Below are 25,379 nucleotides of genomic sequence, written 5' to 3'. Positions count from 1 at the left end.
ACAGCTCCGGCTTCGACAGTCGCCATTGTGGCAGGGCGATGCTGAGTCGCAGGTGGCCGGCACGACAACGGGGCGCCGTGCGGCGCCCCGTTCCGCCACGCATGGTCGGCGCATCACGCCAACAGCTTCGCCAGCGCGGCGTTGAAGGTGGCGCTGGGGCGCATGGCCGCGCTCACCCGCGCCATGTCGGGGTGGTAGTAGCCGCCGATGTCGACCGGCTTGCCCTGCACGCCGTTGAGCTCGTCGACGATGGCCGCCTCGTTTTCCGTCAACGCCTTCGCCAGCGGCGCGAACTTCGCCTTCAGCGCGGCGTTCACGTCCTGCGCGGCCAGCGCCTGCGCCCAGTACAGCGCCAGGTAGAAGTGGCTGCCGCGGTTGTCGATGCCGCCGACCTTGCGCGAGGGCGACTTGTCGGTGTCGAGGAACTTGCCGTTGGCCTGGTCCAGCGTCTTGGCCAGTACGTCCACCTCGGCGTTGCCGTAGCGGTTGCCCAGGTGTTCCAGCGACGCGGCCAGCGCGAGGAACTCGCCGAGCGAATCCCAGCGCAGGTAGTCCTCTTCCAGGAACTGCTGCACGTGCTTCGGCGCGGAGCCGCCGGCGCCGGTCTCGAACAGGCCGCCGCCGGCCATCAGCGGCACGATCGACAGCATCTTCGCGCTGGTGCCCAGTTCCATGATCGGGAACAGGTCGGTGAGGTAGTCGCGCAGCACGTTGCCGGTGACCGAGATCGTGTCCAGGCCCTGGCGGATGCGCTCCAGCGAGAACTTCGTGGCCGCCACCGGATCCATGATGCGGATGTCCAGGCCGCTGGTGTCGTGGTCCTTCAGGTAACGCTCGACCTTGGCGATCACCTGCACGTCGTGCGCGCGCGCCGGGTCGAGCCAGAACACCGCCGGCGTGTGCCGCGCGCGGCTCACCGCCAGCTTCACCCAGTCCTGCACCGGCGCGTCCTTGGTCTGGCACATGCGCCAGATGTCGCCGGCCTCCACGTCGTGCTGCAGCAGCACGTTGCCGGCCTCGTCGATCACCTTCACCACGCCGTCGCCGGCGACCTGGAAGGTCTTGTCGTGCGAGCCATACTCCTCGGCCGCCTGCGCCATCAGGCCCACGTTCGGCACGCTGCCCATGGTCGCCGGGTCGAACGCGCCATGCGCCTTGCAGTCGTCGATGGTCGCCTGGTAGACCCCGGCGTAGCAGCGGTCGGGGATCACCGCCTTGACGTCCTGCAACTGGCCCTGCGCGTTCCACATCTTGCCGGAGTCGCGGATCATTGCCGGCATCGACGCGTCGACGATCACGTCGCTGGGCACGTGCAGGTTGGTGATGCCCTTGTCCGAATTGACCATCGCCACGCCCGGGCGCTGCGCGTATTCGGCGTCGATGTCGGCCTTGATCGCCGCCTGCGTCGCCTCCGGCAGCGTGCCGAGGCGCGCGTACAGGTCGCCGATGCCGTTGTTCGGATTGAAGCCGACCTGCTTCAGCGCATCGGCGTGCTTCGCCAGCACGTCCTTGTAGAACTCGCTGACCGCCACGCCGAACATGATCGGGTCGGACACCTTCATCATGGTGGCCTTCAGGTGCAGCGAGAACAGCACGCCCTGCCGCTTCGCGTCCGCGATCTGCGCGTCGACGAACGCGGCCAGCGCCTTGCGGCTCATCACCGCGCCGTCGATGATCTCGCCGGCCAGCAACGCGGTCTTCGGCTTCAGCACGGCGTGGCTGCCGTCCTTGCCGAACCATTCGATGCTGACGTTGCCGGCCTGCCCGATCAGCGCGGACTTCTCGGTGCCGTAGAAGTCGCCGCCATCCATGTGCGCCACGTGGGTCTTCGAATCCTTGCTCCACGCGCCCATCTTGTGCGGATGCTTGCGCGCGTAGTTCTTCACCGAGGCCGGCGCGCGGCGGTCGGAATTGCCCTCGCGCAGTACCGGGTTCACCGCGCTGCCCTTGACCCGGTCGTAGCGCGCCTTGATGTCCTTCTCGCTGGCGTCCTTCGGCGCATCCGGGTAATCCGGCAGCGCATAACCCTGGCCCTGCAGCTCCTTGATCGCCGCCTTCAGCTGCGGCATCGAGGCGCTGATGTTCGGCAGCTTGATGATGTTCGCCTCCGGCGTGGTGGCCAGCTGGCCGAGTTCGGCGAGATCGTCGGCGAGCTTCTGCCCGGCCTGCAGGAATTCCGGGAACAGCGCGACGATGCGCGCGGCCAGCGAGATGTCGCGCGTCTCCACCCTGATGCCTGCCGTGCCGGTGAACGCGGCGACGATCGGCAGCAGCGACTGCGTGGCCAGGAACGGGGCTTCATCGGTCAGCGTGTAGATGATCTTGGGCGTGGTGGACATTGTCTGTTCGGACCTCTCTGCTGCGGCATTCAGGGATGGGCGTTGCTGCTTCGGGGCGGGGCCGGCGCCGCATGGTGCGCGCCACGCCCGCGGCGGCCGGATCTTCCGAAGCCGCCCGGGCAAGCCCGATCGGAGCTCACGTAAAGCCTCCCATTGTCGCGTTTTCGCCGGGGAGGGGAAAGCGCGCGACCGACGCCGCCCCATACGGCTCCGCATGCATGCCGCTCCCGGTCACGCGGCGTGTACGACGGCAGAAAGCCGAAACGACAAGGGCGCGGCATGGCCGCGCCCTTGTCGTTTCGCTATCCCTCGCCGCAGCGATGGGTCACTTCACCGAGAAATCCTTGCTGGCGACCTGGTTGCCGTTCAACGAGATATCCACCTTGTAATTGCCGGCCGGGAACCCGCCGGGCTTGCTGATCATGAACGCGGTGGTCTCCGGGCCCGTGGCATTGAGGGTCTTGCTGTCCTCATGCACGACCTGGCCATCCTGGTAGGTCCACTTCACCGCCAGTGCGGCATTGCCGCTGCCGCTGGTGTCGACCGAGGCGTAGATGCTGTCCTTCGGCGCGAAACTGGTGCCACTGGCGAGGATCTTGTTGTTGGCGTCGACCGTCGAGCCCAGCTCCACCGAGCTGAAGGTGACTCCGGCAGGCGCGTTGTTCATGGCCATCGGCGCCGTGGAGGATGACGCAGGCGCCGCAGGTGCCGGGGCCGTGGCGGCGGCTGGCGGCGTGGCGGACGGAGCCGGCGCGGTCGATTCATTGTTCTTGCCGCAAGCGCTCAGGGCCAGCACGGCAGTCAGCGATGCGAGGAGGATCAAGGGTTGGCGAGTCATCTTCATGGGGCGTCTCCTGCTTCAGGACTGGGCGGGAATCTTCAACATCTGGCCGGGCCGGATCCGATCCGGATCGGTCAGCTGGTCGCGGTTTGCGTCGAAAATCCGCTTCCATTCATTCGCATTGCCATAGAAGTGCTTGGCGATCTTCGACAGGTTGTCGCCTGCCACCACGGCATAGGTGGTGGCCGCGTCGGCAGTCGAGCTGACCTGCGACTGCACGTCACTGAAATCCGCCTTGGGCGGTGCATCCGGCGCGGTGGACTTCACCCCGCCCTGCACATCGGAAAAATCCGGTTTGCTGGTTTCGTTGCCCATCGCACGCAACTCCGTCTCGGAAGGGGGATTCAGTGATAACCACCTTGCAGTTAACGGGTTGTGAGTGCGTTGACGGGGCGTTCAGGTGGAATCGCAGCCGCCCGGCGCCCCCTTGGATCAGCCGATGCCGGACCCGGCCAGCATCGCCTTGCGCCCTTGCCGCCGTGCCCACCACGCTTTCCGCCGCTCGGCGAGGCACGAGAAAATGACGTACAGCGCCGGGGTGCTGAGCAGGGTGAGGCTTTGCGAGATCAGCAGGCCGCCGATCAGGGCGATACCGAGCGGGCGGCGCAGTTCGCTGCCTTCGCCGAGGCCGATCGCGATCGGCAGGGCGGCGAGGATGGCGACCATGGTGGTCATCATGATCGGGCGAAAGCGCACGATGCACGCTTCGCGTGCGGCTTCCAGTGGCGGCTTGCCGTGTTCGCGTTCGGCGACCAGGGCGAAGTCGATCATCATGATCGCGTTTTTCTTGACGATGCCTATCAACAGCACCAGCGCGATCTGCGCCACCACCGACAGCTCGGTGCCGGTCAGCCACAGCGCCAGCAGCGCGCCCACGCCGGCGGCCGGCAGGGTGGACAGGATGGTGATCGGATGGACCAGGTTCTCGTACAGCATGCCGAGCACGATGTAGACGGTGAGCACGGCGGCCAGGATCAGCCAGCCCATGCCGCTCTGCGACTGCTGGAAGCGGCGGAAGTCGTTGCCCATCTGCACCCGGATGTCGCCGGGCATGCGCATGTTCTTCACGGTGGACTGGATGATCGCCATCGCCTCGCCCATGCTCACGTCGGGCGCGAGGTTGAAGCTCAAGTCCATCGTGGTGTACTGGTTTTCGTGGGTGATCTGCGACGGCGCCAGCCCCGGCTCCTGCCGCGCGAACGCGGTGATCGGGATCATCTGGCCACTGCTGGAGCGCACGTAGATGCGGTTGAGCGCCTCCGGCGTGGCGGTCTGTTCAGGCAGCGCGTTGACCACCACCTGGTACTGGTTGATGTCCGAATAGATGGTGGACACCTGGCGCTGGCCGAAGGCGTCGTACAGCGCGCCATCGATGCTGCCGATCGACACGCCGAGCCGGGCGGCCTTGTCGCGGTCGATCACGATGTTCTGGCGCAGGCCGGCCTCGTCGACGTCGGTGCCCACATCCATCAGCTTGGGATTTTTCTTCAACTCGGCCTGCAGTTTAGGCAGCCACTCCTGCAGGCTGGCCAGGTCGTTGCCCTGCAGCGACACCTGGTATTGCGCGCCCTGGCTGGTGCCGCCACCGCCGCTGGGCAGGTCCTGCACCGGGCGCAGGCGCAGGTTGAGGTCGGGATAGTTCGCGGCCTTCGCGCTGAGCCGCGCGAGCACCGCGAAGGTGTCGTCCTCGCGGCCTTCGGCGCGGGTCTTCAGGTCGATGTTGAACGAGCCGCTGGTGCCTTGCCGGCTGCTGCCCAGGCGCGAGCCCACGGTGGCGACGTCGGGATCGGCCATCAGCATCGTGGTGAGCCGTTCCAGCCGCTGCCTGCTTTCGGCGAACGAGACGGTGGCGCTGGAACTGGCGCGGCCCCAGATCAGGCCGGTGTCCTGCGCCGGGAACAGGCCGGTCTTGACCACGCCGAACAGGTAGAACGTGACCACGATCAGCACCAGCGGCGTCAGCGAGAACAGCAGCGCGTGGCGCAGCGAGAAGTTCAGCGCACGGGTGTACACGCGCAGCATGCCGGCGTGGAAACCGTCCAGCGTGCGGGCGAGCCGCGACGGCTGCGCCTTTTCCTTCGCGGCATGCCCATTGAGGAAGCGCCCGCACAGCGCCGGCGTCAGCGTCAGCGAGACCAGCGCGGAGACCACGATCGCCGCCACCAGGGTCACCGCGAACTCGTGCATGAACATGCCGGTGACGCCGCCGGCAAACAGCAGCGGGATGAACACGGCGATCAGCGAGGCGGTGATCGAGACGATGGTGAAGCCGATCTCGCGCGCGCCAGCCAAGGTCGCCTGCATACGCGACATGCCGCCGTCGATGTGGCGGATGATGTTCTCGATCACCACGATCGCATCGTCCACCACGAATCCGATCGCGATCACCAGCGCCAGCAGGGTGAGGTTGTTCAGCGTGTAGCCGAGGATGTACATCACCACGAACGCGCCGGCCAGCGACAGCGGCACCGCCACCGCGGCGATCAGCGTGGGCGCGAGCCGGCGCAGGAACAGCGCCATCACCAGGATCACCATCGCCAGCGAGATCAGCAACGTGGCCTGCACCTCGTGCAGCGAGGCGCGGATGGTCGGCGTGCCGTCGAAGAACGGGGTCAGCACCGTGCCGGGTTGCAGGTACTCGCGCAGCAACGGCAACTGGTTCTTGACCAGGTCGACGGTGGCGATGACGTTCGCGTCGGCCTTCTTGTACACGTACATCAGCACGGCCGGCTTGCCGTGGAACCATGCAGCCTGGTACGCGTCCTGCTGGCCGGCATAGACGTTCGCCACGTCGGCCAGCCGCACCGGCGTGCCGTTGTGGCTGGCGACCACCAGCTGGGCGAACTCGTCCGCGCTGTGCAATTGGGTGGTGGCGCTGACCGACATGGTGGTCTTGCCGTCGGACAGGAAGCCCTCCGGCGAAGTCACGTTGGCCGCGCTCAGCGCGTTGCGCAGCTGGTCCGGCGACAGGCCCATCGCGTTCAGCGCGCGCAGGTTCACGTCGACGCGGATCGCCGGCGTGGCCGCACCCGCGATCTCCACCGACGACACCCCCGGCAACTGGCGCAGCCGCTGCGCCAGCAAGGTGTCGGACAGGTTGTACAGGTCGGCCGCCGATTGCGTGGCCGAAGTCAGCGCCAGCGCGATGATCGGGTCGTCGTTCGGGTTCGCCTTCTGGTAGCTGGGCGCGCCGTTGAGGCCGGTGGGCAGGTCCGGTGCGGCCGAGTTGATCGCCGCCTGCACGTCGCGCGCGGCGGAATCCAGGTCGGTGCCGTTGCGGAACATCATGAAGACGAAGGTGCGGCCCTCGGAGCTGGACGAGCGCATCGTCTCGATGCCGGGCACCTGGCCCAGGTGCCGTTCCAGCGGTGCGGCCACGGTGGACGCCATCGTGCTGGCGTCCGCGCCGGCCTGGCTGGCCTGCACGAAGATCGCCGGGAACTGCATGTTCGGCAACGCCGCCACGCCGAGCAGGGCGTAGCAGATCATGCCGGCCACGAACAGGCCCATCGCCAGCAGCGAAGTGCCGATCGGGCGGCGGATGAAGGTGCCGGAGATGTTCATGGATTCAACGTGGGCGGGGGATGGGCGGGGTACGGCAGACGACGCGTGAACGAATCATCCCACCCTCAACGTCCATGCCGCGAAAAGGTTGATCGGGGAGAGGCACGCGAAGAGCAACCCCTCCCCAACCCTCCCCTGCATGCAGGGGAGGGAGCCAGGCGACGTGCACGGCTCCTCCCCCTGCGCAGCAGGGGGAGGTCGGGAGGGGGTGCTTCTGGCTTTCCCTCCCCTGCCCTGCAGGGGAGGGAGCAAGACAACACGACAGCGGGATCACACCGCGCTGCGGACCTGGGCGTGGGTCAGCGCGCGCTGCTCACGGCGCGCGGCCAGCCAGTCGGAGAAACGCTCCATGTACAGGTAGATCACCGGCGTGGTGTACAGCGTGACCAGCTGCGACAGCAGCAGGCCGCCCACGATCGACACGCCCAACGGCCGGCGCAGTTCCGCACCGATGCCGTTGCCCAAGGCCAGCGGCAACGCACCGAGCATCGCCGCGGCGGTGGTCATCATGATCGGGCGGAAGCGCAGCAGGCAGGCGCGGCGGATCGCGTCGCGCGCGTTGAGGCCGGTGCGGCGTGCCTCGATCGCGAAGTCGATCATCATGATCGCGTTCTTCTTCACGATACCGATCAGCAGCACGATGCCGACGATGCCGTCCACCGACAGGCTCATGCCGCACAGGATCAGCGCCAGCAGCGCGCCGACACCGGCCGGCGGCAGCGTCGAGATGATCGTCAGCGGGTGGATATAGCTCTCGTACAGCACGCCCAGCACGATGTAGATCACCACGATCGCGGCCAGCAGCAGCAGCACCTCGTCGCCGAGCGAGGAGGTGAATTCGGCCGCCTTGCCGACGAACTCGCCGCGTACCTGCGGCGGGAAGTTCAGCTGCTGCTCGACCTCGTGGATCGCCGCCACCGCGTCGGACAGCGAGTAGCCCGGCGCCACGTTGAACGCCAGCGTCACTGCCGGCAGCTGCTGCTGGTGGCTGACCACCAGCGGCGCGCTGGTGACCTGGGCGGTGACCAGCGAGGACAGCGGAATGGTGCCGCCGCCGCCGATCTCGAAGCCGACGTTGCCGGCGTTGCCGATGCCCGACGGGGTCGCCGAGTTGCTCGACTTCAACTGGCCGAAGCTGGTCGCGTTGCTGCCGGTGAGCGCACCGTTGCCGTTGCCGCGCACGGTGAGCTTGTTCAGCAGGTCGTCGCTGCTGCGGAACTCCGGTGCCACTTCCAGCACCACGCGATACTGGTTGAGCTGGGTGAAGATGGTGGAGATCTGGCGCTGGCCGAAGGCGTCGTACAAGGTGTCGTCGATGCTCTGCACCGGCACGCCGAGGCGGCTGGCCTTCTCGCGGTCGATGGTCAGCTTCAGCGCGTTGCCGTTGTTGGCCAGGTTGTTGTCGACGTCGGCCAGCTCCGGCCGCTGGCGCATCGCCTGGGTCATCTGGTTGGCGTAGCCGGCCAGCTCGACCGAGTTCACGTCGGACAGCGAATACTGGTATTCGGTGGCGGCGACGCGGCTGTCCAGGGTCACGTCCTGCACCGGCTTCAGGTACAGCGCCACGCCGGGGATGCCGGCCACCGCGTGCTGCAGCCGCGGCAGCAGTTCGTCCAGGCCGTCGCGATCGCCGCGATCCTTCAGCACGATGCTGAGCTGGCCCTGGTTAAGCGTAGGGTTGATCGTGCCGGCGCCGATGAAGGCGGCCACGCCGGCCACCGCGGGATCCTTGCGCAGCGCCTCGGCGACCGCCTTGGTGCGGTCCTCCATCTGCGGGAACGCGATGTTGTCGTCGGCCTGCACCACGCCGGTGATCAGGCCGGTGTCCTGCTCGGGCAGCAGGCCCTTGGGGATCACCATGTACAGGAACACGGTGAGCACCACCGCGGCGCCGGCCACCAGCATGGTCAGGCGCTGGTGGTCGAGCACCCAGTCCAGCGAATTCTCGTAGATGCCGACGGTGCGCGACCACACCGTGCGCTTGCCCGCCACGGCATGGCGCTCGTGCGCGTCGTCGCCCTCGGGCAACTGGTCGGGCTTGAGCAGGTAGGCGCACATCATCGGCGTCAGCGTCAGCGACACCAGCATCGAGATGGTCACCGCGATCGTGAGCACCCAGGCGAATTCGTGGAACAACCGGCCGGTGACGCCGGGCATCAGCAGCAGCGGCAGGAACACCGCCACCAGCGACACAGTCAGCGACAGCACGGTGAAGCCGATCTCCTTCGCGCCGACCTCGGCCGCCTCCTTGCCGCTCTTGCCCTGCTCGATGTAGCGCACGATGTTCTCGATCATCACGATCGCATCATCGACCACGAAACCGGTGGCGACGGTGAGCGCCATCAGCGAGAGGTTGTCCAGCGACATGCCGGTGAACGCCATCACGCCGAACGTGCCCATCAGTGACAACGGCACCGCCGTCGCCGGAATGATGGTGGCCCACAGCCGGCGCAGGAACACGAAGATCACGCCGATCACCAGGAACACGGTGAGGATCAGGGTGAACTCGACGTCGTGCACCGAGGCGCGGATGGTCACCGTGCGGTCGGCGAACACGTCCAGGTGCACGTCGGCCGGCAGCGCGCTGCGCAGTTCCGGCAGCACGTTGCGGATCTGCTCCACCGTCTGCACGATGTTCGCGCCGGGCTGGCGGCGCACGTCCAGCAGCACCGCCGGCTGGCCGTTCGCCCACGCGGCGAGCTGGTCGTTCTCGACGCCGTCGACCACGCTGGCCACGTCGGACAGCCGCACCGGCGAGTTGTTCTTGTAGCTGATGATGGTGCTCTTGTACTCGGACGCATCGCTCAGCTGGTCGTTGGTGCCGATCGAGTAGCTCTGCGTCTTGCCGTTCAGCGTGCCCTTCGGCGCGTTGACGTTGGCCTGGGTCAGCGCGCTGCGCACGTCTTCCAGGGTCAGGCCGAGGTTGGACAGCTGCGCCGGGTTCACCTGCACGCGCACCGCGGGGCGCACGTTGCCGGCGATCGAGACCAGGCCCACGCCCTGCACCTGCGACAGCTTCTGCGCGATGATCGAATCGGCCAGGTCGTTCACCTCGCGCAGCTGGCGGCTGTCGGAGGTGAGCTTGAGGGTGAGGATCGGCGCGTCGGCCGGGTTGACCCGGTTGTACACCGGCGGGTACGGCAGGTTGCCCGGCAAGGTGCCCTTGGCCTGGTTGATCGCCGCCTGCACGTCCTGCGCGGCGATGTCGACGTCGCGATCCATCGAGAATTGCAGGATGATCGTGGACAACCCGGCGGAGGAGTCCGAGCTCATCATGGTGAGCCCGGAGATCTGCCCCAGGTTGCGCTCCAGCGGTGTGGTGATCAGCGCCGCCATGGTGTTGGCGCTGGCACCCGGATACTGCGTGCTCACCACCAGGCTGGGCGCCTCGATCTCCGGCAAGGCGGACACCGGCAGCTGGCGGTAGCCGAGGATGCCGAGCAGCAGCACCGCCACCATCAACAGCGAGGTGGCGATCGGGCGGCGAATGAAGAGGGTCGAGAATCCCATGGCTATCCGTAACGTGTAGGTGCGGGTTCAGCCGCGATCATGGCCGGGACACGGCCGGGTTCACACGACTGCGGTGGCGTTGCACGGCTTGGCGCGCGGCCGCTCAGCCGCGACGGCGACCACCCTTGCTGCTCTGCTTGGCTTTCTCCAGTTCGGCCGCGGTCGGCGCCGCCGGCACTTCGCCCGGCTTCAGCGCATTGACCTTGCTGCCAGGCTTCAGCCGGAACTGGCCTTCGGTAACGACGCGGTCGCCGACCTTGAGGCCGCTGCCGATCATCACGTGGCTGTCGCCCACTTCACCGGCGATCGCCACCGCCTGCATCTTCACCGTGCTGTCGGCCTGCACCTGGTAGACGTAGTCGCCGTCCGGTCCGCGCTGCACCGCCTGCGCCGGGATCACCAAGCCGCCGTCGACCGTGTTCACCAGCAGCTGCACGTTGACGAACTGGCCCGGCCACAATTCGTTTTTGTCGTTCGGGAATTCCGACTTCAGGCGGAACGTGCCGGTGCTGGTGTCGATCTGGTTGTCGATCACCTTGAGCACGCCGCCGCTGGCGATCGGGTGCGCATCGGTGCGATCCAGCGCGGTCACCTGCAGCGAGGCGCCTTCCTGTGAGGCGGCGGCGCGCACCATGTCGAGGTTCTGCTCGGGCAGGGTGAACATCACGTTGATCGGGTGCAGCTGGGTCAGCGTGACGATGCCGGTGCTGGTGGTCACCACGTTGCCCGGATCCACGCCGCGGATGCCGGCGAGGCCGTCGATCGGCGAGATCACCTTGGTGTAGGCCAGTTGCACCTGGCTGTCGCGCACGCTGGCCGCATCGGCGGCCACCATGGCCGCGTACTGGGCGGCCGTGTTGCGCAGGGTGTCCAGGTCCTGCTTGGAGATGTAGCCCTGGGCGGCCAGGTCCTGGCTGCGCGTCAGGTTGCTCTTTGCCGTCTCCAGCAGCGCCTGGTCCTGGCGCTGCTTCGCCGCCGCCTGGTCGTAGGCGGCCTGGTAGGTGCGCGGGTCGATCTGCGCCAGCACCTGCCCCTTCTTCACCGGCTGGCCTTCGGTGAACTCCAGGCTGAGCAGCTGGCCGCCCACCTGCGGGTTCACGGTGACCGTGTTGAGCGCCTGCACCGTACCCAGCGCGGTCAGGTAGACCGGCACGTTCTGCTTGACCACCGGCACCACGGTGACCGGCACCGGCGGCGTTTCATCCTTGCCGTCCTTGCCGCCCTTGCTCTTGGTGGCGGACTGCGCCGACGCGGTACCCGCCGGGGCGGGCTTGTGCAGCAGGCGGAAACCCACCGCTGCCACCACGATCACGGCAATCACGATCAACGCGATCTTCCAAAAACGCGACATGTAAAACTCCTGGATTAAACGGTGCGCCCAACCGGCACACGACTGCGTGGCATGCGTTTGCGACATGACGGACGCGTGCCGGGCCATGCCGACACGCGTCTCTCGGGATCAAAGCATAGGGGCAGATCAACGAACTTGGACAATGCCGGTTGACATGGGTGCGGCATGACCGATGGCAGGGGCGCTGCCCGATACAGGGCCATCCGCAGGCACCGCGCGGGCTGCCGCGGCAGGCACGGTCGCCGCGACGGGTCGCCGCGGAGGCCTGAAACTTGCCGCGCGCTTCGTTTATAATCGCCGACTGTTGCCTGTCCGACCCTCGAATACGGGTCGAACGGCAAGCGCGATCCGTGTCGTGCACTCACGCACGGCAATCCACACCGGGATGCGTCCATCGCGCCGGTGCGACAGCAACAGGCAATTCAGGCAGGTCGGAACAGCCATCGTGGCGCTCCGTCCTGCCCACTGACAGGAGTACGTGCGTGAGCGGTCCCATGAGCAAATCCGATCAGAGCGTCTTGCGCCAGTTCTCGATCATGATCGGCGGTCTGGCTGTGCTGACGGTGGTGCTGATCTTCGCGGCGCTGGCGATCCACGACCACGAGCCGAAGGAAACCAACCCGAAGCAGCCGGCCAAGATTGCCGCGCGGATCGCGCCGGACGGCGCCGTCTACGCGGGCAATACCGGCCGCGCCGCCATGCAGGCCGCCGCCGATGCCGCCGCCAAGGCCGCCGCGTCGCAGGTCGCCTACGGCGGCACCACCGACGGCAAGGCGATCTTCGACCACCTGTGCACCAGCTGCCACACCTCCGGTGTCGCCGGCGCGCCGAAGGTGGGCGACAAGGCCGTGTGGGGCCCGCGCCTCGCCGAAGGCATCGACACCCTGGTCAAGCACGCGATCGAGGGCTACCACGGCCCCGACGGCAATTTCATGCCGCCGAAGGGCGGCAACCCGGCGCTCACCGACGAACAGGTGACGAACGCCGTGCACTGGATCGTCGATCAGGCCAAGTAACTGGCCTGATCCAACAAGCTTTCGCCAAACGCCGCCCACCGGGCGGCGTTTTCGTTTGCCCCTTCCCGTGAGGGGGACAAATCGGCAGGATTGCCGATTTGCACGGCGCAGCCGCCCGAAGGGCGAGGGCCATGGATGGCCCGAGTGCAGGTTGGGATGGGGAGCCCCGGCGTGCGGAAAGGTCAAAAACACCTCTCACCCGACCCTCCCCTGCTTGCACAGCGCAGGGAGTACACCCGATTACTCCGCGTGCTCCCCGATCCACGCCTGCGCGAACTCCCGCAGCTCCGGGAAGAACGCCGCGAAGCGCTGCTGCAACTCCGCTTCCCGCTCCAGCAGCACCGGCAACGCCGAATCCAGCGGATTGAGCCGGCTCAGGCGCTGCCCGATACCGCCCAGCGCCTCGTCCAGCACCGCGTCATCGGCGTAGCCGGCCGGCAGGCCATGCGCTTCCATGTAGCCGCGGAAACGCCGCAGCGCCGGCGGCAGCAGCGCATCCTGCCGCCACAGCAGGGCGCGCAGGGCGGCGGAATACTCCGGCAGCGGCTGCGCACTCCAGCGCGGAAAATCGCGCGCCAGGCAGCGGTCGAACCACATGTCCAGCAGGATCCCGGCATAGCGCCGGTACGGCGATGGCAGCAGCGCCTTCGCCGCCAGTACCTCGGAATGGGCATCGGTATACACGTCGATCGCCCGATGCAGGCGGATGCCGGCGATCACCCGCGGCGGGAACCAAGTCACGTCCGGCTGCCCGTGCACGAAATCGCCCAGCATCCCGCCAAGCTGCAGGGCCTCGTCGTCGCCGGCCAGCAGCGCGTGCGCCAGGTGGTTCATCCGGGGCGTCCGCGGCAGCCGGTCCGCCCGGCGGTTATCATCGTGCACATGAATCCCACCGAGCTCTCTGCCGAACCTGCCAGCTTTCCGGACGTCGCCGCCAGTTTCATGCTCGACGGCCCCGCCGGCAAGCTCGAGACCATCAGCGACGTCGCCGAACCCGCCTGTGCGCGCGGCGGCGTGGTCGTACTCTGCCATCCGCTCACGATCGAGGGCGGCAGCATGCACAACAAGGTGGTGACGATGGCCGAACGGGCGCTGCGCGAATCCGGGCTGGATACGGTGCGTTTCAACTTCCGCGGCGCCGGCAATTCGCAAGGCGACTACGACACGGGCCACGGCGAAAGCGACGACCTGGCCGCGGTGGTGGCCTGGGTGCGCCGCATGCGCCCGGACGATGCGTTGTGGCTGGCCGGCTTCTCGTTCGGCAGCTACGTGACCATCGCCAACGCGGTGCGCCTGCGCGCCGATGCGTTGATCAGCATCGCGCCGCCGGTCGGGCGCTGGCCGTTCGAGGCGATCGCGCTGCCGACCTGCCCATGGCTGATCGTGCAGGGCGAGGCCGACGAGATCGTCGAGCCGCAGGCGGTGTTCGACTGGGTCGAGACGCTGGAGCACCGGCCCGAACTGGTGCGCATGCCCGAAACCAGCCACTTCTTCCACCGCCGGCTGATGGACCTGCGCGGCGCGATCAAGCACGCGGTGCGCGGCTGGCTGCCGCCGAAGCGGCATGCCTGACGCCCGCCCATCACTCCTTCCCAAGACCCGTCCGCTCCATGAGTGAAACCCCCTCGCTCGCGCCCAGCGCGCGCTACCTCGAAGGCGTCGCCGCGCACCGCTGGGAGTCCGACCCGACCCAGCTGGCGCTGCTGCCGGAATTCGACCGCATGCACGCGGCGCTATGCGCCGAGCCCGCGAACGGCAATGGCAACGGTCTGTTTGACCGTCTGAAATCCCTGCTCGGCAACGACCCGCCCGAGGCGGTGCCGGGGCTGTACCTGTGGGGCACGGTGGGCCGCGGCAAGACCTTCCTGATGGACCTGTTCGTGGCCAGCCTGCCGCACGGCGTGGCGCTGCGCCGACACTTCCACCGCTTCATGGGCGAGGTGCACGCGAGCCTGCGCGCCCTCGGCGAGCGGCAGAGCCCGCTGGTCGAGGTCGCCGCCGACATCGCCGGACGCTGCCGGGTGTTGTGCCTGGACGAGTTCCTGGTCAACGACATCGGCGACGCGATGATCCTGTCCAACCTGCTCGACGCGCTGTTCGCGCGCGGCGTGAGCCTGGTCACCACCTCCAACACCGCGCCGGCAAACCTGTACAAGGACGGCCTGCAGCGCGCGCGCTTCCTGCCCGCGATCGCACTGATCGAACGGCGCTGCCACGTGGTCGAGATGGCCTCTTCGCGCGACTGGCGCCTGCGCGCGCTGACCCAGGCGCCGGTCTACCTGACCCCGCCCGGCGCCGAGGCGCACCGCGCGCTGGAGCGCATCTTCGCCAGCCAGGCCAGCGGCAACGTGCTGCAGGATGGCGTGCTGCACGTCAACAGCCGCGACATCCCGTTCCACAAGCGTGCCGACAACATCCTGTGGTTCGACTTCGCCGCGCTGTGCGAAGGCCCGCGCGCGGTCGCCGACTACATCGCACTGGCCAAGGCCGGCCCGGCGATCATCGTGTCCAACGTGCCGCAGTTCACCATCTACAGCGAGGACGCGGCAAAACGCTTCGTGCAATTGGTCGACGAGTTCTACGATCGCCACGTCAAGCTGGTGCTGTCCGCCGCCGCGCCGATCACCGAACTGTACGACGGCGAGCGCCTGCGTGCCGAGTTCGGCCGCACCGAGTCGCGCCTGATCGAGATGCAGAGCGAGGAATACCTGGCGCTGCCGCACCGCCCGGAGTGAGGCGGCGGCTTACAGCGCCGTCGCGGTGCCGGCATGCGCGCGCTGGAAGCGGCGGTGGTGGACCAGCAGGCCGCTGAAGTAGGCGATGTAGTAGCCGACCAGCAGGCCGATCACCAGCATGGTCAGCGGGCTGGAGGCGTAGCCCATCGGTGGCATCGCACCGGGCGCGGCCGACGCCTGCTGCATCTGCGGCCACGCCACCATCAACCGCCAGCCCAGCCGACCCAGCAGCAGCACGGTGAGCAGCGCACCGATCCATGGATTCGGCACGTAGCAGTCGCCCTTCGCCGGGTCGACCTCGAAGCGGGTCAGGCGCAGGCCGAGCAACCCCAGCGCGCCACCGACCAGCACGCCGCCGAGCAGGCCCTCGGCCAGTGCGACGTGGTGGAATCCGCTGAGCGCGAGCAGGCCGCCGATGATCGCGAACACCACGATGCGGAAGATCATCCGCTTGCGCCGGATCGGCTGGCGGCCGAACTGCCGGCTCACCCGCCGCCACACCATCCAGGCCAGCAGCGGCAGCATCACGAGGTATTGGGTCAGGTGGGCGGGCATGGGCATCTCACCGGATGGGTTGCGTCCAGCATAGTCGGCCGCGGGATGGCTGACGACTGACGTTTGTCACCCCTCGTCCCTGCGGCAGGAGCGAGGCGTGCTACTTCGCCTTGCCCTGGTTCGCCACCGCGGCCATCTTCGCCGCGATCGCGTCGGCGTCGCCGAGGTAGTAGTGGCGCAGCGGCTTCAGCGCGTCGTCGAACTCGTACACCAGCGGCACGCCGTTGGGGATGTTGAGCTCCACGATCGCCTCGTCGGAGATGCCGTCCAGGTACTTCACCAGCGCACGCAGCGAATTGCCGTGCGCCACCACCAGCACGCGCTGGCCGGACCTGATCGCCGGCGCCAGCACCTCGTGCCAGTACGGCAGCACGCGCGCCACGGTGTCCTTCAGGCATTCGGTATCGGGAATGTCCTTCGGGTCGAGCGCCGCGTAGCGCGGGTCATGCACCGACTCGTTCGCGGCCCGATCCAGCGGCGGCGGCGGGATGTCGTAGCTGCGCCGCCAGATCTTCACCTGGTCCTCGCCGTACTTCGCCGCAGTCTCGGCCTTGTTCAGGCCGGTGAGGCCGCCGTAGTGGCGCTCGTTGAGGCGCCAGTCGGTGAGCACCGGTATCCACATCAGGTCCATCGCGTCCTGCACGCCCCACAGCGTGCGCACCGCGCGCTTGAGCACCGAGGTATGCGCCACGTCGAAGCCGTAGCCTCCTTCCTGCAGCAGGCGGCCGGCCTCGCGCGCCTCGGCCATGCCCTGCTCGGTGAGGTCGACGTCGGCCCAGCCGCTGAAGCGGTTGTCGAGGTTCCACTGCGATTGGCCGTGGCGGATCAGGACGAGCTTGTGCATGGGGGCGCCCAACAGTGATGAGTAAACCGGGAATGGTGCCGGCCGCTCCCGGCAGCGTCAAATGCGGCCCCTGCCACAGGTCATGTCAACCCTCGGCCCGGTGGCTGCATCCTAGTGCGTGTACCCACCCACTGAAGACTCAAGGAGATTGCCATGCGTCGATTCCCGACGATCCTCATCCTGGCCGCACTGGCGCTGGGCCTGGGCCTGCCGCCGCTGGCCAGCGCGGGCGACAACGACATCGACAAGGTCAACGGTTCGGTGCAGGTCGCGGCCGGGCAACAGGTTGGCGACGTCAGCACCGTCAACGGCGCGGTCCATGTCGGCGATGGCGCCAGCGTGCACGAAGCCAGCACCGTCAACGGCGAAGTCGAACTGGGCACCAAGGCGCAGGCGACCGAACTGGGCACGGTCAACGGCGCGATCAGCTTGGGTGGCGACAGCCGGGTCAGCGGCAAGGTGAATGCCGTCAACGGCAGCATCCATCTGGCTAGCGGCGCCGAAATCGGCGGCCGGCTGGAGAACGTCAACGGCGCGATCGTGCTGGATAGCGCTCACGTCGCCGGCGGCATCGGCACGGTCGGCGGTGACATCACGGTCGGTGCCGACTCGCACGTCGAGGGCGGCATCCTGGTCGACAAGCCGAACAACGGCTGGTTCCACTGGGGCAGCGACCGTAAGCCGGTGATCGTGATCGGCCCGCACGCCGTGGTGCAGGGCACGCTGGAGTTCCGCCGCGACGTGGTGCTGAAGGTCAGCGACAGCGCGCAGATTGGCCCGGTCAAGGGCGCCACGGTGGAGCGGTTCCACGGGGATGCACCGTAGGCTGCGACCCGGCATTCGTCACCACAACGGAACACAGCGAGCCACCATCCGGGGCTCGCCGGGAGACTGCCATGAACACCTCAATCGCCGTCGCGGTCGTCGCCGCGGCGCTGGTGGGCTGCGCCAGCGCACCCATGAATCGCGACGCACTTCGCCAGCACGCCGAGCGCAACTGCCGCGTCCAGTCCGCTGTGTCGAGGGCCTATGCGATTGACAGTACTGGCGCAAGCATGCACAGCGTCGCCTATGTCCGTTGCCTGCGCGCCACCGGTTTCAAGACTGAAATCTGAGAGGAGTGGGGGTGGGCGCTACACCCAATCCCGCGGCTTCAGATATTCCATCAGCCGCGCCTCGGGCGAGCCCGGCTCGGGCTGGTAGGCGTATTCGAAACGCACACGCGGCGGCAGGCTCATCAGGATCGATTCGGTGCGCCCGCCGGACTGCAGGCCGAACAGGGTGCCGCGGTCGTAGACCAGGTTGAACTCCACGTAGCGGCCGCGCCGGTACAGCTGGAATTCGCGCTCGCGCTCGCCGTACGGCGTGTCCTTGCGGCGCGCCACGATCGGCAGGTAGGCATCCAGGAAACCCTGGCCCACGTCGCGTGTGAACGCGAAGCAGCGCTCGAAGCCGCCCTCGTTGAAGTCGTCGTAGAACAGCCCGCCGATGCCGCGGGTCTCGTCGCGATGCTTCAGGTAGAAGTACTCGTCGCACCACTGCTTGTAGCGCGGATAGACGTCCGCACCGTACGGCTCGCACAGGTCGCGCGCCACCGTGTGCCAGTGCCGCACGTCCTCGTCCACCGGATAGAACGGGGTGAGGTCGAAACCGCCGCCGAACCACCACACCGGTTCCACGCCTTCCTTGCTGGCCTCGAAGTAGCGCACGTTGGCGTGGGTGGTCGGCACGTGCGGATTCTTCGGGTGCAGTACCAGCGACACGCCGGTGGCGATGAAGCTGCCGCCAGCCAGCTCCGGCCGGTGTGCGGTGGCGCTGGGCGGCAGCTGGTGGCCGTGCACGCGCGAGAAATTCACCCCGGCCTGCTCGAACACTGCACCGTCGCGCAGCACGCGGGTGCGCCCGCCACCGCCGGCCGCGCGTTGCCACGCGTCTTCCTCGAAGCGCGCCGCGCCGTCGGCCTGTTCGATCGCGGCGCAGATGCGATCCTGCAGTTCGCGCAGGAAGGTTTCGGCCTGGTTGGCTTGCTCGCTCATCGTCCGGCTCGTCGATTCAACCCGGCCAGTCTAGCAAGCGCACCGACGTCGACCGCCGTGGCACGGCGTCGCGTCGGCCTGAGCCAGATCAGCCACCCAGCTCAGCTGATCCGCGCCGCCATCCGGCGGTGCCCGATCAGCTGCGCCCAGCGCAGGCCCAGGTCGATCCACATCAGGTAGCTGGCTTCGAGCAGCAACAGGCCGAGGTAGCGGCGCTGCCGCGGCAGCGCCGGTTCGGCGGCAACCGGCAAACCATCGAAGCCGAGCCGGCGCGCCAGCAGCAGGCAGCGCGCCAGGTGATAACGGCTGGTCACCAGCGCCACCGGTGGCAGGCCGGCGTCGCCGGCCTCGGCCAGCAGCAGGCGGCGCGCGTGGCGCAGGTTCTCCAGCGAGTCGACCGAATCCTGCTCCAGTTCCACCCGCACCCCGCCGGCCAAACCGTGCCGCTGCAGCCAGGCCTGACCGGCGGCCGCCTCGCTGCACTGGCCGCCGCTGCAGCCGCCGAGCAGCAGCAGGTGGTCGGTCTGCCGCTGCTCGGCCAGGCTCAGCGCACGGCGCAGGCGCTGCTGGTAGTCATGCTCGGGCGCATCGCGCTCGAGCCGGCGGCCGAACACCAGCGTCACCATCCGCCGCGGCGGCGCCAGCGGGCTGCGCATGGCAACGTGGCAGACGTGGATCAGGTAACCCAGCCAGACCAGGCCCGCGCTCAGCACCAGCGCCAGCACGGTCACCAGCGCGGCATGCTGCACGTCGCGGTCGCGCAGATAGCGCCAGCTTCGTGATGGGGACGGGGTCGACGACACGGGGTTTCGCGGAGAACCGGGGTGCTCCAGTTTAGCTGGCGTGCCCTGTTCGCGGCACCTTCATGCCGCGGCAACCACCCTGAATGCCCACCCGGTCACAGGCTAGGCAAGCTGCAGGGTGCCCGTTAGGCTTTCCTGATGCCCATTCTCATGACACCCCTCGCGGTCACCGCGTATACCGCCACTTCCGCCATGGGCAGCGGCCTCGCAGCACAGCTCGACGCGCTCGAACACGCCCGCAGCGGGTTGCGCCCGAACGACATCAGCAGTGCGCCGCTGGCCTGCTGGGTCGGCCGCGTCGACGGCGTGGAGGGTATCGCCCTGCCCGCGGCATTCGGCGCGTGGGACTGCCGCAACAACCGGCTGGCCTGGCTGGGCCTGAACCAGGACGGCTTCCTCGAACGCGTGCACGCCGCGCGCACGCGTTACGGCGCCGACCGCGTGGCGCTGCTGCTGGGCACGTCCACCGCCAGCATCGGCGCCACCGAGGAGGCCTATCGCCGCCTCGATGCCGACGGCGGCTTCGCCGACGACATGCTGCGCCCGGCGATCCACGCGCCGCACTCGCTGGCCGCCTTCGTCGCCGCCGCGCTGGAGCTCGAGGGCCCGTGCCTGACGGTTTCCACCGCCTGCTCGTCCAGCGCCAAGGTGTTCGCCAGCGCCGAACGGATGATCCGCCTCGGCCTGGTCGACGCGGCGGTGGTCGGCGGCGTGGATACCTTGTGCGACAGCGTGCTGTTCGGCTTCAACGCACTGGAGCTGGTGTCGCCCGAACCGTGCCGCCCGTTCGACGCCGCGCGCAACGGCATCTCGATCGGCGAGGCCGCCGGCTTCGCCCTGCTGGAACGCATCGAGGCGGCGGCGGATGCGCCGCGACTGCTCGGTTACGGCGAAGCCAGCGACGCACACCACATGTCCACGCCGCATCCGGACGGCCTCGGCGCCGAGCTGGCGTTGAACGACGCGCTGGCGCGCGGCGGCCTCGACGCGGCCCGGGTCGACTACATCAACCTGCACGGCACCGCCAGCCAGAAGAACGACGAGGTCGAGGCGGCGCTGGTCGGCCGCGTTTTTCCGGCCCGCACGCGGGCCAGCTCGACCAAGGGCTTCACCGGCCACACGCTGGGCGCGGCCGGCATCGTCGAGGCGACGATCGCGCTGCAGGCGATCGAGCATGGCCTGGTTCCCGGCAACCTCGGCGGCGACACGCCCGACCCGATCTGCGGCGCGCACTTCGCCTGGTGCAACGAACGCCAGCGCGTCGACGTGGCGCTCAGCAACTCGTTCGGCTTCGGCGGCAACAACGCCTGCCTGGCGTTCGCCCGCGCGGGATTCGCCGCATGAGCATGCTGCGCGTCCACGTCGAAGGCGTCGGCCTGTGGTCGCCGCAACTGGCCGACTTCGCCGCGCTGCGCGCGCTGCTGGCCGGCGCTACCGCGCCGGCGCCGTCACCGCGGCCGGCCGCCGCCACCCTGCCGCCGAACGAACGCCGGCGCGCGCCGGAAAGCGTGCTGCTGGCGATCGAGGCGGCCGGCCAGGCGGTGGCAATGAGCGGCCGCGATGCCGCCGCGCTGGCCTGCGTGTTCGCTTCCGCGCACGGCGACCAGGCGATCACCGACTACATGTGCGCCACCCTGGCGCGCTCGCCGGCGGAGCTGTCGCCCACTCGCTTCCACAATTCTGTGCACAACGCCGCGGTCGGCTACTGGACCATCGCCACCGGTTGCCACGCACCGTCCACCGCGATCTGCGCCCAACGCGCCAGCTTCGGCGCCGCGCTGCTGGAAGCGGCCAGCCAGGCGCTGGCCGAGCAGCGTGCGGTGCTGCTGGTATGCAGTGACACCACCGGCAGCGGCCCGCTGGCCGAAGTCACCGGCTGCGCGCAGGCATTCGGCTGTGCACTGGTGCTGGCGCCGCAAGCCGGCCCGGCGACGCTGGCCCGGCTCGACCTGCAGCTGGGCACCGCGCCCGCCGACGCGCCCTTGCCGGAACCGCTGCAGGGCTGGCGCGCCGGCAACCCGTCGGCCGCCAGCCTCCCGCTGCTGGCCCTGCTGGCCGGTGCGGGCGGGCACTGCGAACTGCCCGTCGCGGCTACACTCGGATTGCGGATCGACATGGAGAACGTCGCTTGAACACTGCCGTGGCGCGCTGGTGCGTGCTGATTCCCTGCCTCAACGAGGAGGCCGCCATCCAGTCGGTGGTCGAATCCGTGCTGGCGCTCGGCGCGCCGGTGATCGTGATCGACGACGGCTCGGACGACCGCACGCCGGAGATCGTCGGCGCGCTGCCTGTGACCCTGCTGCGCCACGAGGAGCGCTGCGGCAAGGGCGAGGCGCTGCGCCGCGGCTTCCGCGAAGCGCTGCGCCAGGGCTACGACGCGGTGCTGACGATGGACGGCGACGGCCAGCACCTGGCCAGCGACATCCCGCGCATCGTGGCCGCCGCCGCGCGGTATCCCGGGCACATCGTGATCGGCGCGCGCCTGCTCGACCGCGAACAGCAGCCGAAGGGACGCCGGCGTGCCAACGCGGTCGCCGACTGGGGCATCTCGTGGGCCTGCGGGCAGCCGATCGCCGACACCCAGAGCGGGCAGCGCTGGTACCCGCGCGCGGCGCTGGACCTGGTCGACCTGCCGGCGGAGAACTTCGTGTTCGAGGCGGCGATCCTGATCGCTGCCTCGCGCGAGAAGAAGCTCGGCGTGGTCTCGGTGCCGATCGCCTCGCGCTACCACGGCGCGTTTCGCCCCAGCCACCTCAAGCCGGTGCGCGACGTCACCCGCATCACCATCTACACGATCGGCCAGGTCCTCTACTACGGCCACATCATCGCCAGCCATCGCCGCTCGCGCGCAGCGCCGCTCATCGTCGACGACGGCACGACGGGCTGACGCCATGGGCCACGCGCTGCTGCTGGTGCAGTTGGTGGCGATCCTGGTTACCGCACGCGCACTCGCCTGGCTGCTGCGCTGGATCGGCCAGCCGCCGGTGATCGGCGAGATGATCGCCGGCCTGGCGCTGGGCCCGCTGCTGTTCGGCGCGCTGGCGCCGGCCTGGCAGGGCTGGCTGTTCGCACCGGCCAGCCTGCCGGCGCTGGACGGGTTGAGCCAGATCGGCCTGGTGCTTTTCATGTTCATCGTGGGTGCCGAGCTGCGCCTGTCCGGTGGCGTGCGGCAGGCGCTGCGCGCGGCCGGGGCGGTGGGCGGACTCGCCGTGCTGCTGCCGATCGGCCTCGCCCTGCTGATCACGCCGCTGCTGTATGCGCGCTACGCGCCGGCCGGCATCGCGTACTGGCCGTTCGCGCTGTTTCTGGCCGCGTCGCTGGCGATCACCGCGATGCCGGTGCTGGCGCGCATCCTCAAGGACCGCCACGTCACGCACACGCCGGTCGGCCAGCTTGCGCTGACGGCGGCGGCGATGGCCGACGTGCTGGCGTGGATCCTGCTCGCGCTCACCGTGGCCTTGATCTCCGCCCACGGCGACTGGACGCCGTTCTGGCGCAGCATGGGCGGCGTCGGCGCGATGCTGGTGCTGTGCTTCGCGCTGCTGCGCCCGCTGCTGCGACGCTGGCTGGCGCGGCATGCGTCGAAGGGCCGTCCGGACGGCGGCGTGCTTGCCGCACTGCTGATCGGCGCGTTCGGTTGCGCCGCGCTCACTGAATGGCTGCACCTCCACGCGGTGTTCGGCGCCTTCCTGTTCGGCCTGTGCCTGCCGCGCGACGATGCGCTGCTGGCCGGGTTGATCGAACGGCTGGAACACGTCACGGTGATCGCGCTGATGCCGGTGTTCTTCGCGCTGACCGGACTGAGCACCAGTGCCGATGCGTTCCAGCGCGATGCGCTGGGCGCCTTCGCGCTGATCTTCGCAGTGGCGGTGGTCGGCAAGGTGTTCGGCGGCGCACTGGGTGCGCGTCTTGGTGGCCATGGCTGGCGCGACAGCTTCGCGGTCGGCTCGCTGATGAACGCGCGTGGCATGGTCGAGCTGATCGTGCTGAAGATCGGCCTCGATGCCGGCGTGATCGGCCGCGAGATGTTCACCCTGCTGCTGCTGATGGCGATCGTCACCACCATGATGAGCACGCCGATGCTGCTGTACTTCAGCCGCCACCGTCGGCTTGCCGCCGTGGAATGCTCACGCCACCCAGACCAGGGTTGAGCCAGCATCGGTCGTGCACGGCAGCCGTCGTGCACTGCGGAGTCCTGGACCAGCATGAGCGATGCGATGCACGAAGCGGTGATCCTCGGCGGCGGCCTGGCCGGCCTGTGCCTGGCGTTGCAGCTGCGCGGCGAGTTTCCGGAGATGGACATCCTGGTGCTGGAGCGCAACCGGCATCCGCTGCCGGATGCGGCGCACAAGGTCGGCGAGTCGACGGTGGAGATCGGCGCGGATTATTTCGACCACACGCTGGGCCTGCGCGAACACATGGATTCGGCGCACATCCGCAAGTTCGGCCTGCGCTACTTCTTCTCCGACGGGCGCGACGACGTCGAGAACACCACCGAACTGGGCGTGAGCCGGATCCTGCCGGCACCGAGCTACCAGATCGACCGTGGCATCTTCGAGACCTTTCTCGGCGAGGAAGCGCGGCGACGCGGCATCGCGTTCCGCGACGGTGCCACGGTCAAGCGCTTCAACGTGGGCGAGCATGGCGCCGCGCACGAGGTGCATTACGTCGATGCCGATGGCGAGCACCATGTCACGGCGCGCTGGCTGCTGGATGCGTCGGGCCGCGCCGCGCTGCTGCGCCGGCGCTTCGAGCTGACCGTGGACAACGGCCATCACGCCAACGCGGTGTGGTTCCGCATGGATGCGAAGCTCGACATCGACCGCTGGAGCGACGACGCCGACTGGCACGGACGCGTTTCGCCGCCGGAACGCTGGCGCTCGACCAACCACCTGACGGGGCCGGGCTACTGGGCGTGGCTGATTCCGCTGGGTTCGGGCGCGCACTCGGTCGGCATCGTCACCGACGCGGCGATGCATCCGCTCGACGGCATGCGCAATTTCGAGCTCGCGCTCAAATGGCTGCATACCCGCCAGCCGGCCATGGCCCGCGCGATCGCCGCCGAGCGCGACAGCCTGCTCGACTTCCGCTTTCTGCGCAATTACTCGCACGACAGCCGCCAGCTGTTTTCCGCCGACCGCTGGGCGCTGACCGGCGAGGCCGGCAGCTTCCTCGATCCGTTCTACTCGCCCGGCAGCGACTTCATCGCGATCGCCAACACCTACATCGTGGCGCTGCTCGGTCACGACCGCGCCGGCCGCAAGCTGGCGCCGTACGCGCGCATCTACGAGCAGCTGTTCCGCTCGTTCTACGCGAACACGCTGAGCCTGTTCCGCGGGCAGTACCCGATGTTCGGCAACGCCCAGGTGCTGCCAGCCAAGGTGACCTGGGACTATGCATACTACTGGGGCGTGTTGTGCCAGCTGATGTTCCAGCGCCGGCTGACCGACCTCGACCTGCTCGGCGAGCTGCGCCCCGAACTGGACCACGCGCAGGCGCTCAATGCGCGCATGCAGCAGTTGTTCCGCCACTGGCATGCGGCCAGCGCCGGCCACAGCCGGCGCGAGATGCTGGACCAGTGCAGCCTGGTCTGGTTCGCCGCACTCAACCGCGGCCTGCACGACACGCTGGACGACGCCGGCATCCGTGCGCGGCTGCGCGGGCACGTGCGCGTGCTCGACGGCCTGGCCGATGCGCTCACCCTGCAGGCGGCCGCCGTCGACGCGCGCCTGCACGCGCCGTTGTCCGGCCAGCCGCGGCCGGCGCTGTTCAACGCGGCGTGACG

The 25,379-nt window shown here is 68.7% G+C and carries 21 protein-coding genes; 10 read left to right on the top strand and 11 right to left on the bottom strand.

From position 1 onward, the window contains the following. Positions 1-113: 113 nt before the first annotated feature. The 6 genes from ABIE04_RS09565 to ABIE04_RS09540 all read right to left on the bottom strand — a co-directional run bounded on the left by ABIE04_RS09565 (position 114) and on the right by ABIE04_RS09540 (position 11,605). On the bottom strand, positions 114-2,339 hold the full coding sequence (locus tag ABIE04_RS09565; RefSeq protein WP_354549183.1) for an NADP-dependent isocitrate dehydrogenase: 2,226 nt from the start codon (positions 2,337-2,339) through the stop codon (positions 114-116). Positions 2,340-2,664: 325 nt separating this feature from the next. Next, positions 2,665-3,183 (bottom strand): hypothetical protein, encoded by a 519-nt coding sequence (locus ABIE04_RS09560; protein WP_354549180.1) that lies wholly within the window; start codon positions 3,181-3,183, stop codon positions 2,665-2,667. A gap of 15 nt (positions 3,184-3,198) precedes the next feature. Beyond that, entirely contained in the window at positions 3,199-3,495 is a 297-nt protein-coding gene (locus ABIE04_RS09555) for a LysM peptidoglycan-binding domain-containing protein (RefSeq protein ID WP_354549178.1), read from the bottom strand. A gap of 117 nt (positions 3,496-3,612) precedes the next feature. Further along, positions 3,613-6,744 (bottom strand): efflux RND transporter permease subunit, encoded by a 3,132-nt coding sequence (locus ABIE04_RS09550; protein ID WP_354549176.1) that lies wholly within the window; start codon positions 6,742-6,744, stop codon positions 3,613-3,615. A 270-nt stretch (positions 6,745-7,014) separates the two neighbouring features. Next, positions 7,015-10,254 (bottom strand): efflux RND transporter permease subunit, encoded by a 3,240-nt coding sequence (locus ABIE04_RS09545; protein ID WP_354549174.1) that lies wholly within the window; start codon positions 10,252-10,254, stop codon positions 7,015-7,017. A gap of 103 nt (positions 10,255-10,357) precedes the next feature. Further along, positions 10,358-11,605, bottom strand: coding sequence for an efflux RND transporter periplasmic adaptor subunit (locus ABIE04_RS09540; protein ID WP_354549172.1), 1,248 nt, complete (start codon positions 11,603-11,605; stop codon positions 10,358-10,360). Between the two features lie 494 nt (positions 11,606-12,099). On the opposite strand from ABIE04_RS09540, the gene ABIE04_RS09535 reads away from it, so the two are divergent. Continuing rightward, a complete protein-coding gene (locus tag ABIE04_RS09535; RefSeq protein ID WP_354549169.1) occupies positions 12,100-12,621 on the top strand; it encodes a c-type cytochrome in 522 nt (173 codons plus the stop codon). Positions 12,622-12,861: 240 nt separating this feature from the next. Here the strand turns inward: ABIE04_RS09535 and ABIE04_RS09530 are convergent, their stop codons facing one another. Continuing rightward, on the bottom strand, positions 12,862-13,455 hold the full coding sequence (locus ABIE04_RS09530) for an ACP phosphodiesterase (protein ID WP_354549167.1): 594 nt from the start codon (positions 13,453-13,455) through the stop codon (positions 12,862-12,864). A 48-nt stretch (positions 13,456-13,503) separates the two neighbouring features. Here ABIE04_RS09530 and ABIE04_RS09525 point away from each other — a divergent pair, with 48 nt between their 5' ends. Then, a complete protein-coding gene (locus ABIE04_RS09525) occupies positions 13,504-14,193 on the top strand; it encodes an alpha/beta hydrolase (RefSeq protein ID WP_354549164.1) in 690 nt (229 codons plus the stop codon). 38 nt (positions 14,194-14,231) lie between these two features. Then, positions 14,232-15,356 (top strand): cell division protein ZapE, encoded by a 1,125-nt coding sequence (gene zapE, locus ABIE04_RS09520; protein WP_354549162.1) that lies wholly within the window; start codon positions 14,232-14,234, stop codon positions 15,354-15,356. Between the two features lie 9 nt (positions 15,357-15,365). Here zapE and ABIE04_RS09515 read toward each other — a convergent pair whose 3' ends face one another. Both ABIE04_RS09515 and gpmA read right to left on the bottom strand, forming a co-directional pair. After that, positions 15,366-15,911 (bottom strand): DUF1453 domain-containing protein, encoded by a 546-nt coding sequence (locus ABIE04_RS09515; RefSeq protein WP_354549160.1) that lies wholly within the window; start codon positions 15,909-15,911, stop codon positions 15,366-15,368. Between the two features lie 100 nt (positions 15,912-16,011). Beyond that, the gene (gene gpmA, locus ABIE04_RS09510; protein ID WP_354549158.1) at positions 16,012-16,755 is read right to left on the bottom strand and encodes a 2,3-diphosphoglycerate-dependent phosphoglycerate mutase; all 744 of its coding nucleotides are present in this window, start codon (positions 16,753-16,755) and stop codon (positions 16,012-16,014) included. 153 nt (positions 16,756-16,908) lie between these two features. Here gpmA and ABIE04_RS09505 point away from each other — a divergent pair, with 153 nt between their 5' ends. Beyond that, positions 16,909-17,580, top strand: coding sequence for a hypothetical protein (locus tag ABIE04_RS09505; protein WP_354549155.1), 672 nt, complete (start codon positions 16,909-16,911; stop codon positions 17,578-17,580). Between the two features lie 71 nt (positions 17,581-17,651). Beyond that, a complete protein-coding gene (locus ABIE04_RS09500) occupies positions 17,652-17,870 on the top strand; it encodes a hypothetical protein (RefSeq protein ID WP_354549153.1) in 219 nt (72 codons plus the stop codon). An 18-nt stretch (positions 17,871-17,888) separates the two neighbouring features. On the opposite strand, the gene hemF is transcribed toward ABIE04_RS09500, so the two are convergent. Then, complete coding sequence (gene hemF, locus ABIE04_RS09495) at positions 17,889-18,791, bottom strand: oxygen-dependent coproporphyrinogen oxidase (RefSeq protein WP_354549151.1); 903 nt, start codon at positions 18,789-18,791, stop codon at positions 17,889-17,891. A 101-nt stretch (positions 18,792-18,892) separates the two neighbouring features. After that, positions 18,893-19,594, bottom strand: coding sequence for a YdcF family protein (locus tag ABIE04_RS09490; protein ID WP_354549148.1), 702 nt, complete (start codon positions 19,592-19,594; stop codon positions 18,893-18,895). A gap of 150 nt (positions 19,595-19,744) precedes the next feature. Between ABIE04_RS09490 and ABIE04_RS09485 the strand changes: the two genes are divergently transcribed. From ABIE04_RS09485 to ABIE04_RS09465, 5 genes are read left to right on the top strand one after another with little or no spacing between them, the layout of a single operon-like run. Beyond that, positions 19,745-20,938, top strand: coding sequence for a beta-ketoacyl-[acyl-carrier-protein] synthase family protein (locus ABIE04_RS09485; protein WP_354549146.1), 1,194 nt, complete (start codon positions 19,745-19,747; stop codon positions 20,936-20,938). Further along, positions 20,935-21,726: a beta-ketoacyl synthase chain length factor gene (locus tag ABIE04_RS09480; protein WP_354549143.1), complete on the top strand. Its 792-nt coding sequence runs from the start codon at positions 20,935-20,937 to the stop codon at positions 21,724-21,726. Before ABIE04_RS09485 ends, ABIE04_RS09480 begins: the two co-directional genes overlap by 4 nt. Next, positions 21,723-22,481 (top strand): glycosyltransferase family 2 protein, encoded by a 759-nt coding sequence (locus ABIE04_RS09475; RefSeq protein ID WP_354549141.1) that lies wholly within the window; start codon positions 21,723-21,725, stop codon positions 22,479-22,481. Before ABIE04_RS09480 ends, ABIE04_RS09475 begins: the two co-directional genes overlap by 4 nt. A 4-nt stretch (positions 22,482-22,485) precedes the next feature. Continuing rightward, complete coding sequence (locus ABIE04_RS09470; protein WP_354549139.1) at positions 22,486-23,745, top strand: cation:proton antiporter; 1,260 nt, start codon at positions 22,486-22,488, stop codon at positions 23,743-23,745. Positions 23,746-23,799: 54 nt separating this feature from the next. Then, complete coding sequence (locus tag ABIE04_RS09465; protein ID WP_354549136.1) at positions 23,800-25,377, top strand: NAD(P)/FAD-dependent oxidoreductase; 1,578 nt, start codon at positions 23,800-23,802, stop codon at positions 25,375-25,377. Positions 25,378-25,379 lie beyond the last annotated feature (2 nt).

The organism is Rhodanobacter soli, from assembly GCF_040548735.1.
Taxonomy (GTDB): Bacteria; Pseudomonadota; Gammaproteobacteria; order Xanthomonadales; family Rhodanobacteraceae; genus Rhodanobacter; species Rhodanobacter soli_A.
Note: the sequence above shows the minus strand (reverse complement) of the source record. Positions and strands in the feature narration are given on the sequence as shown.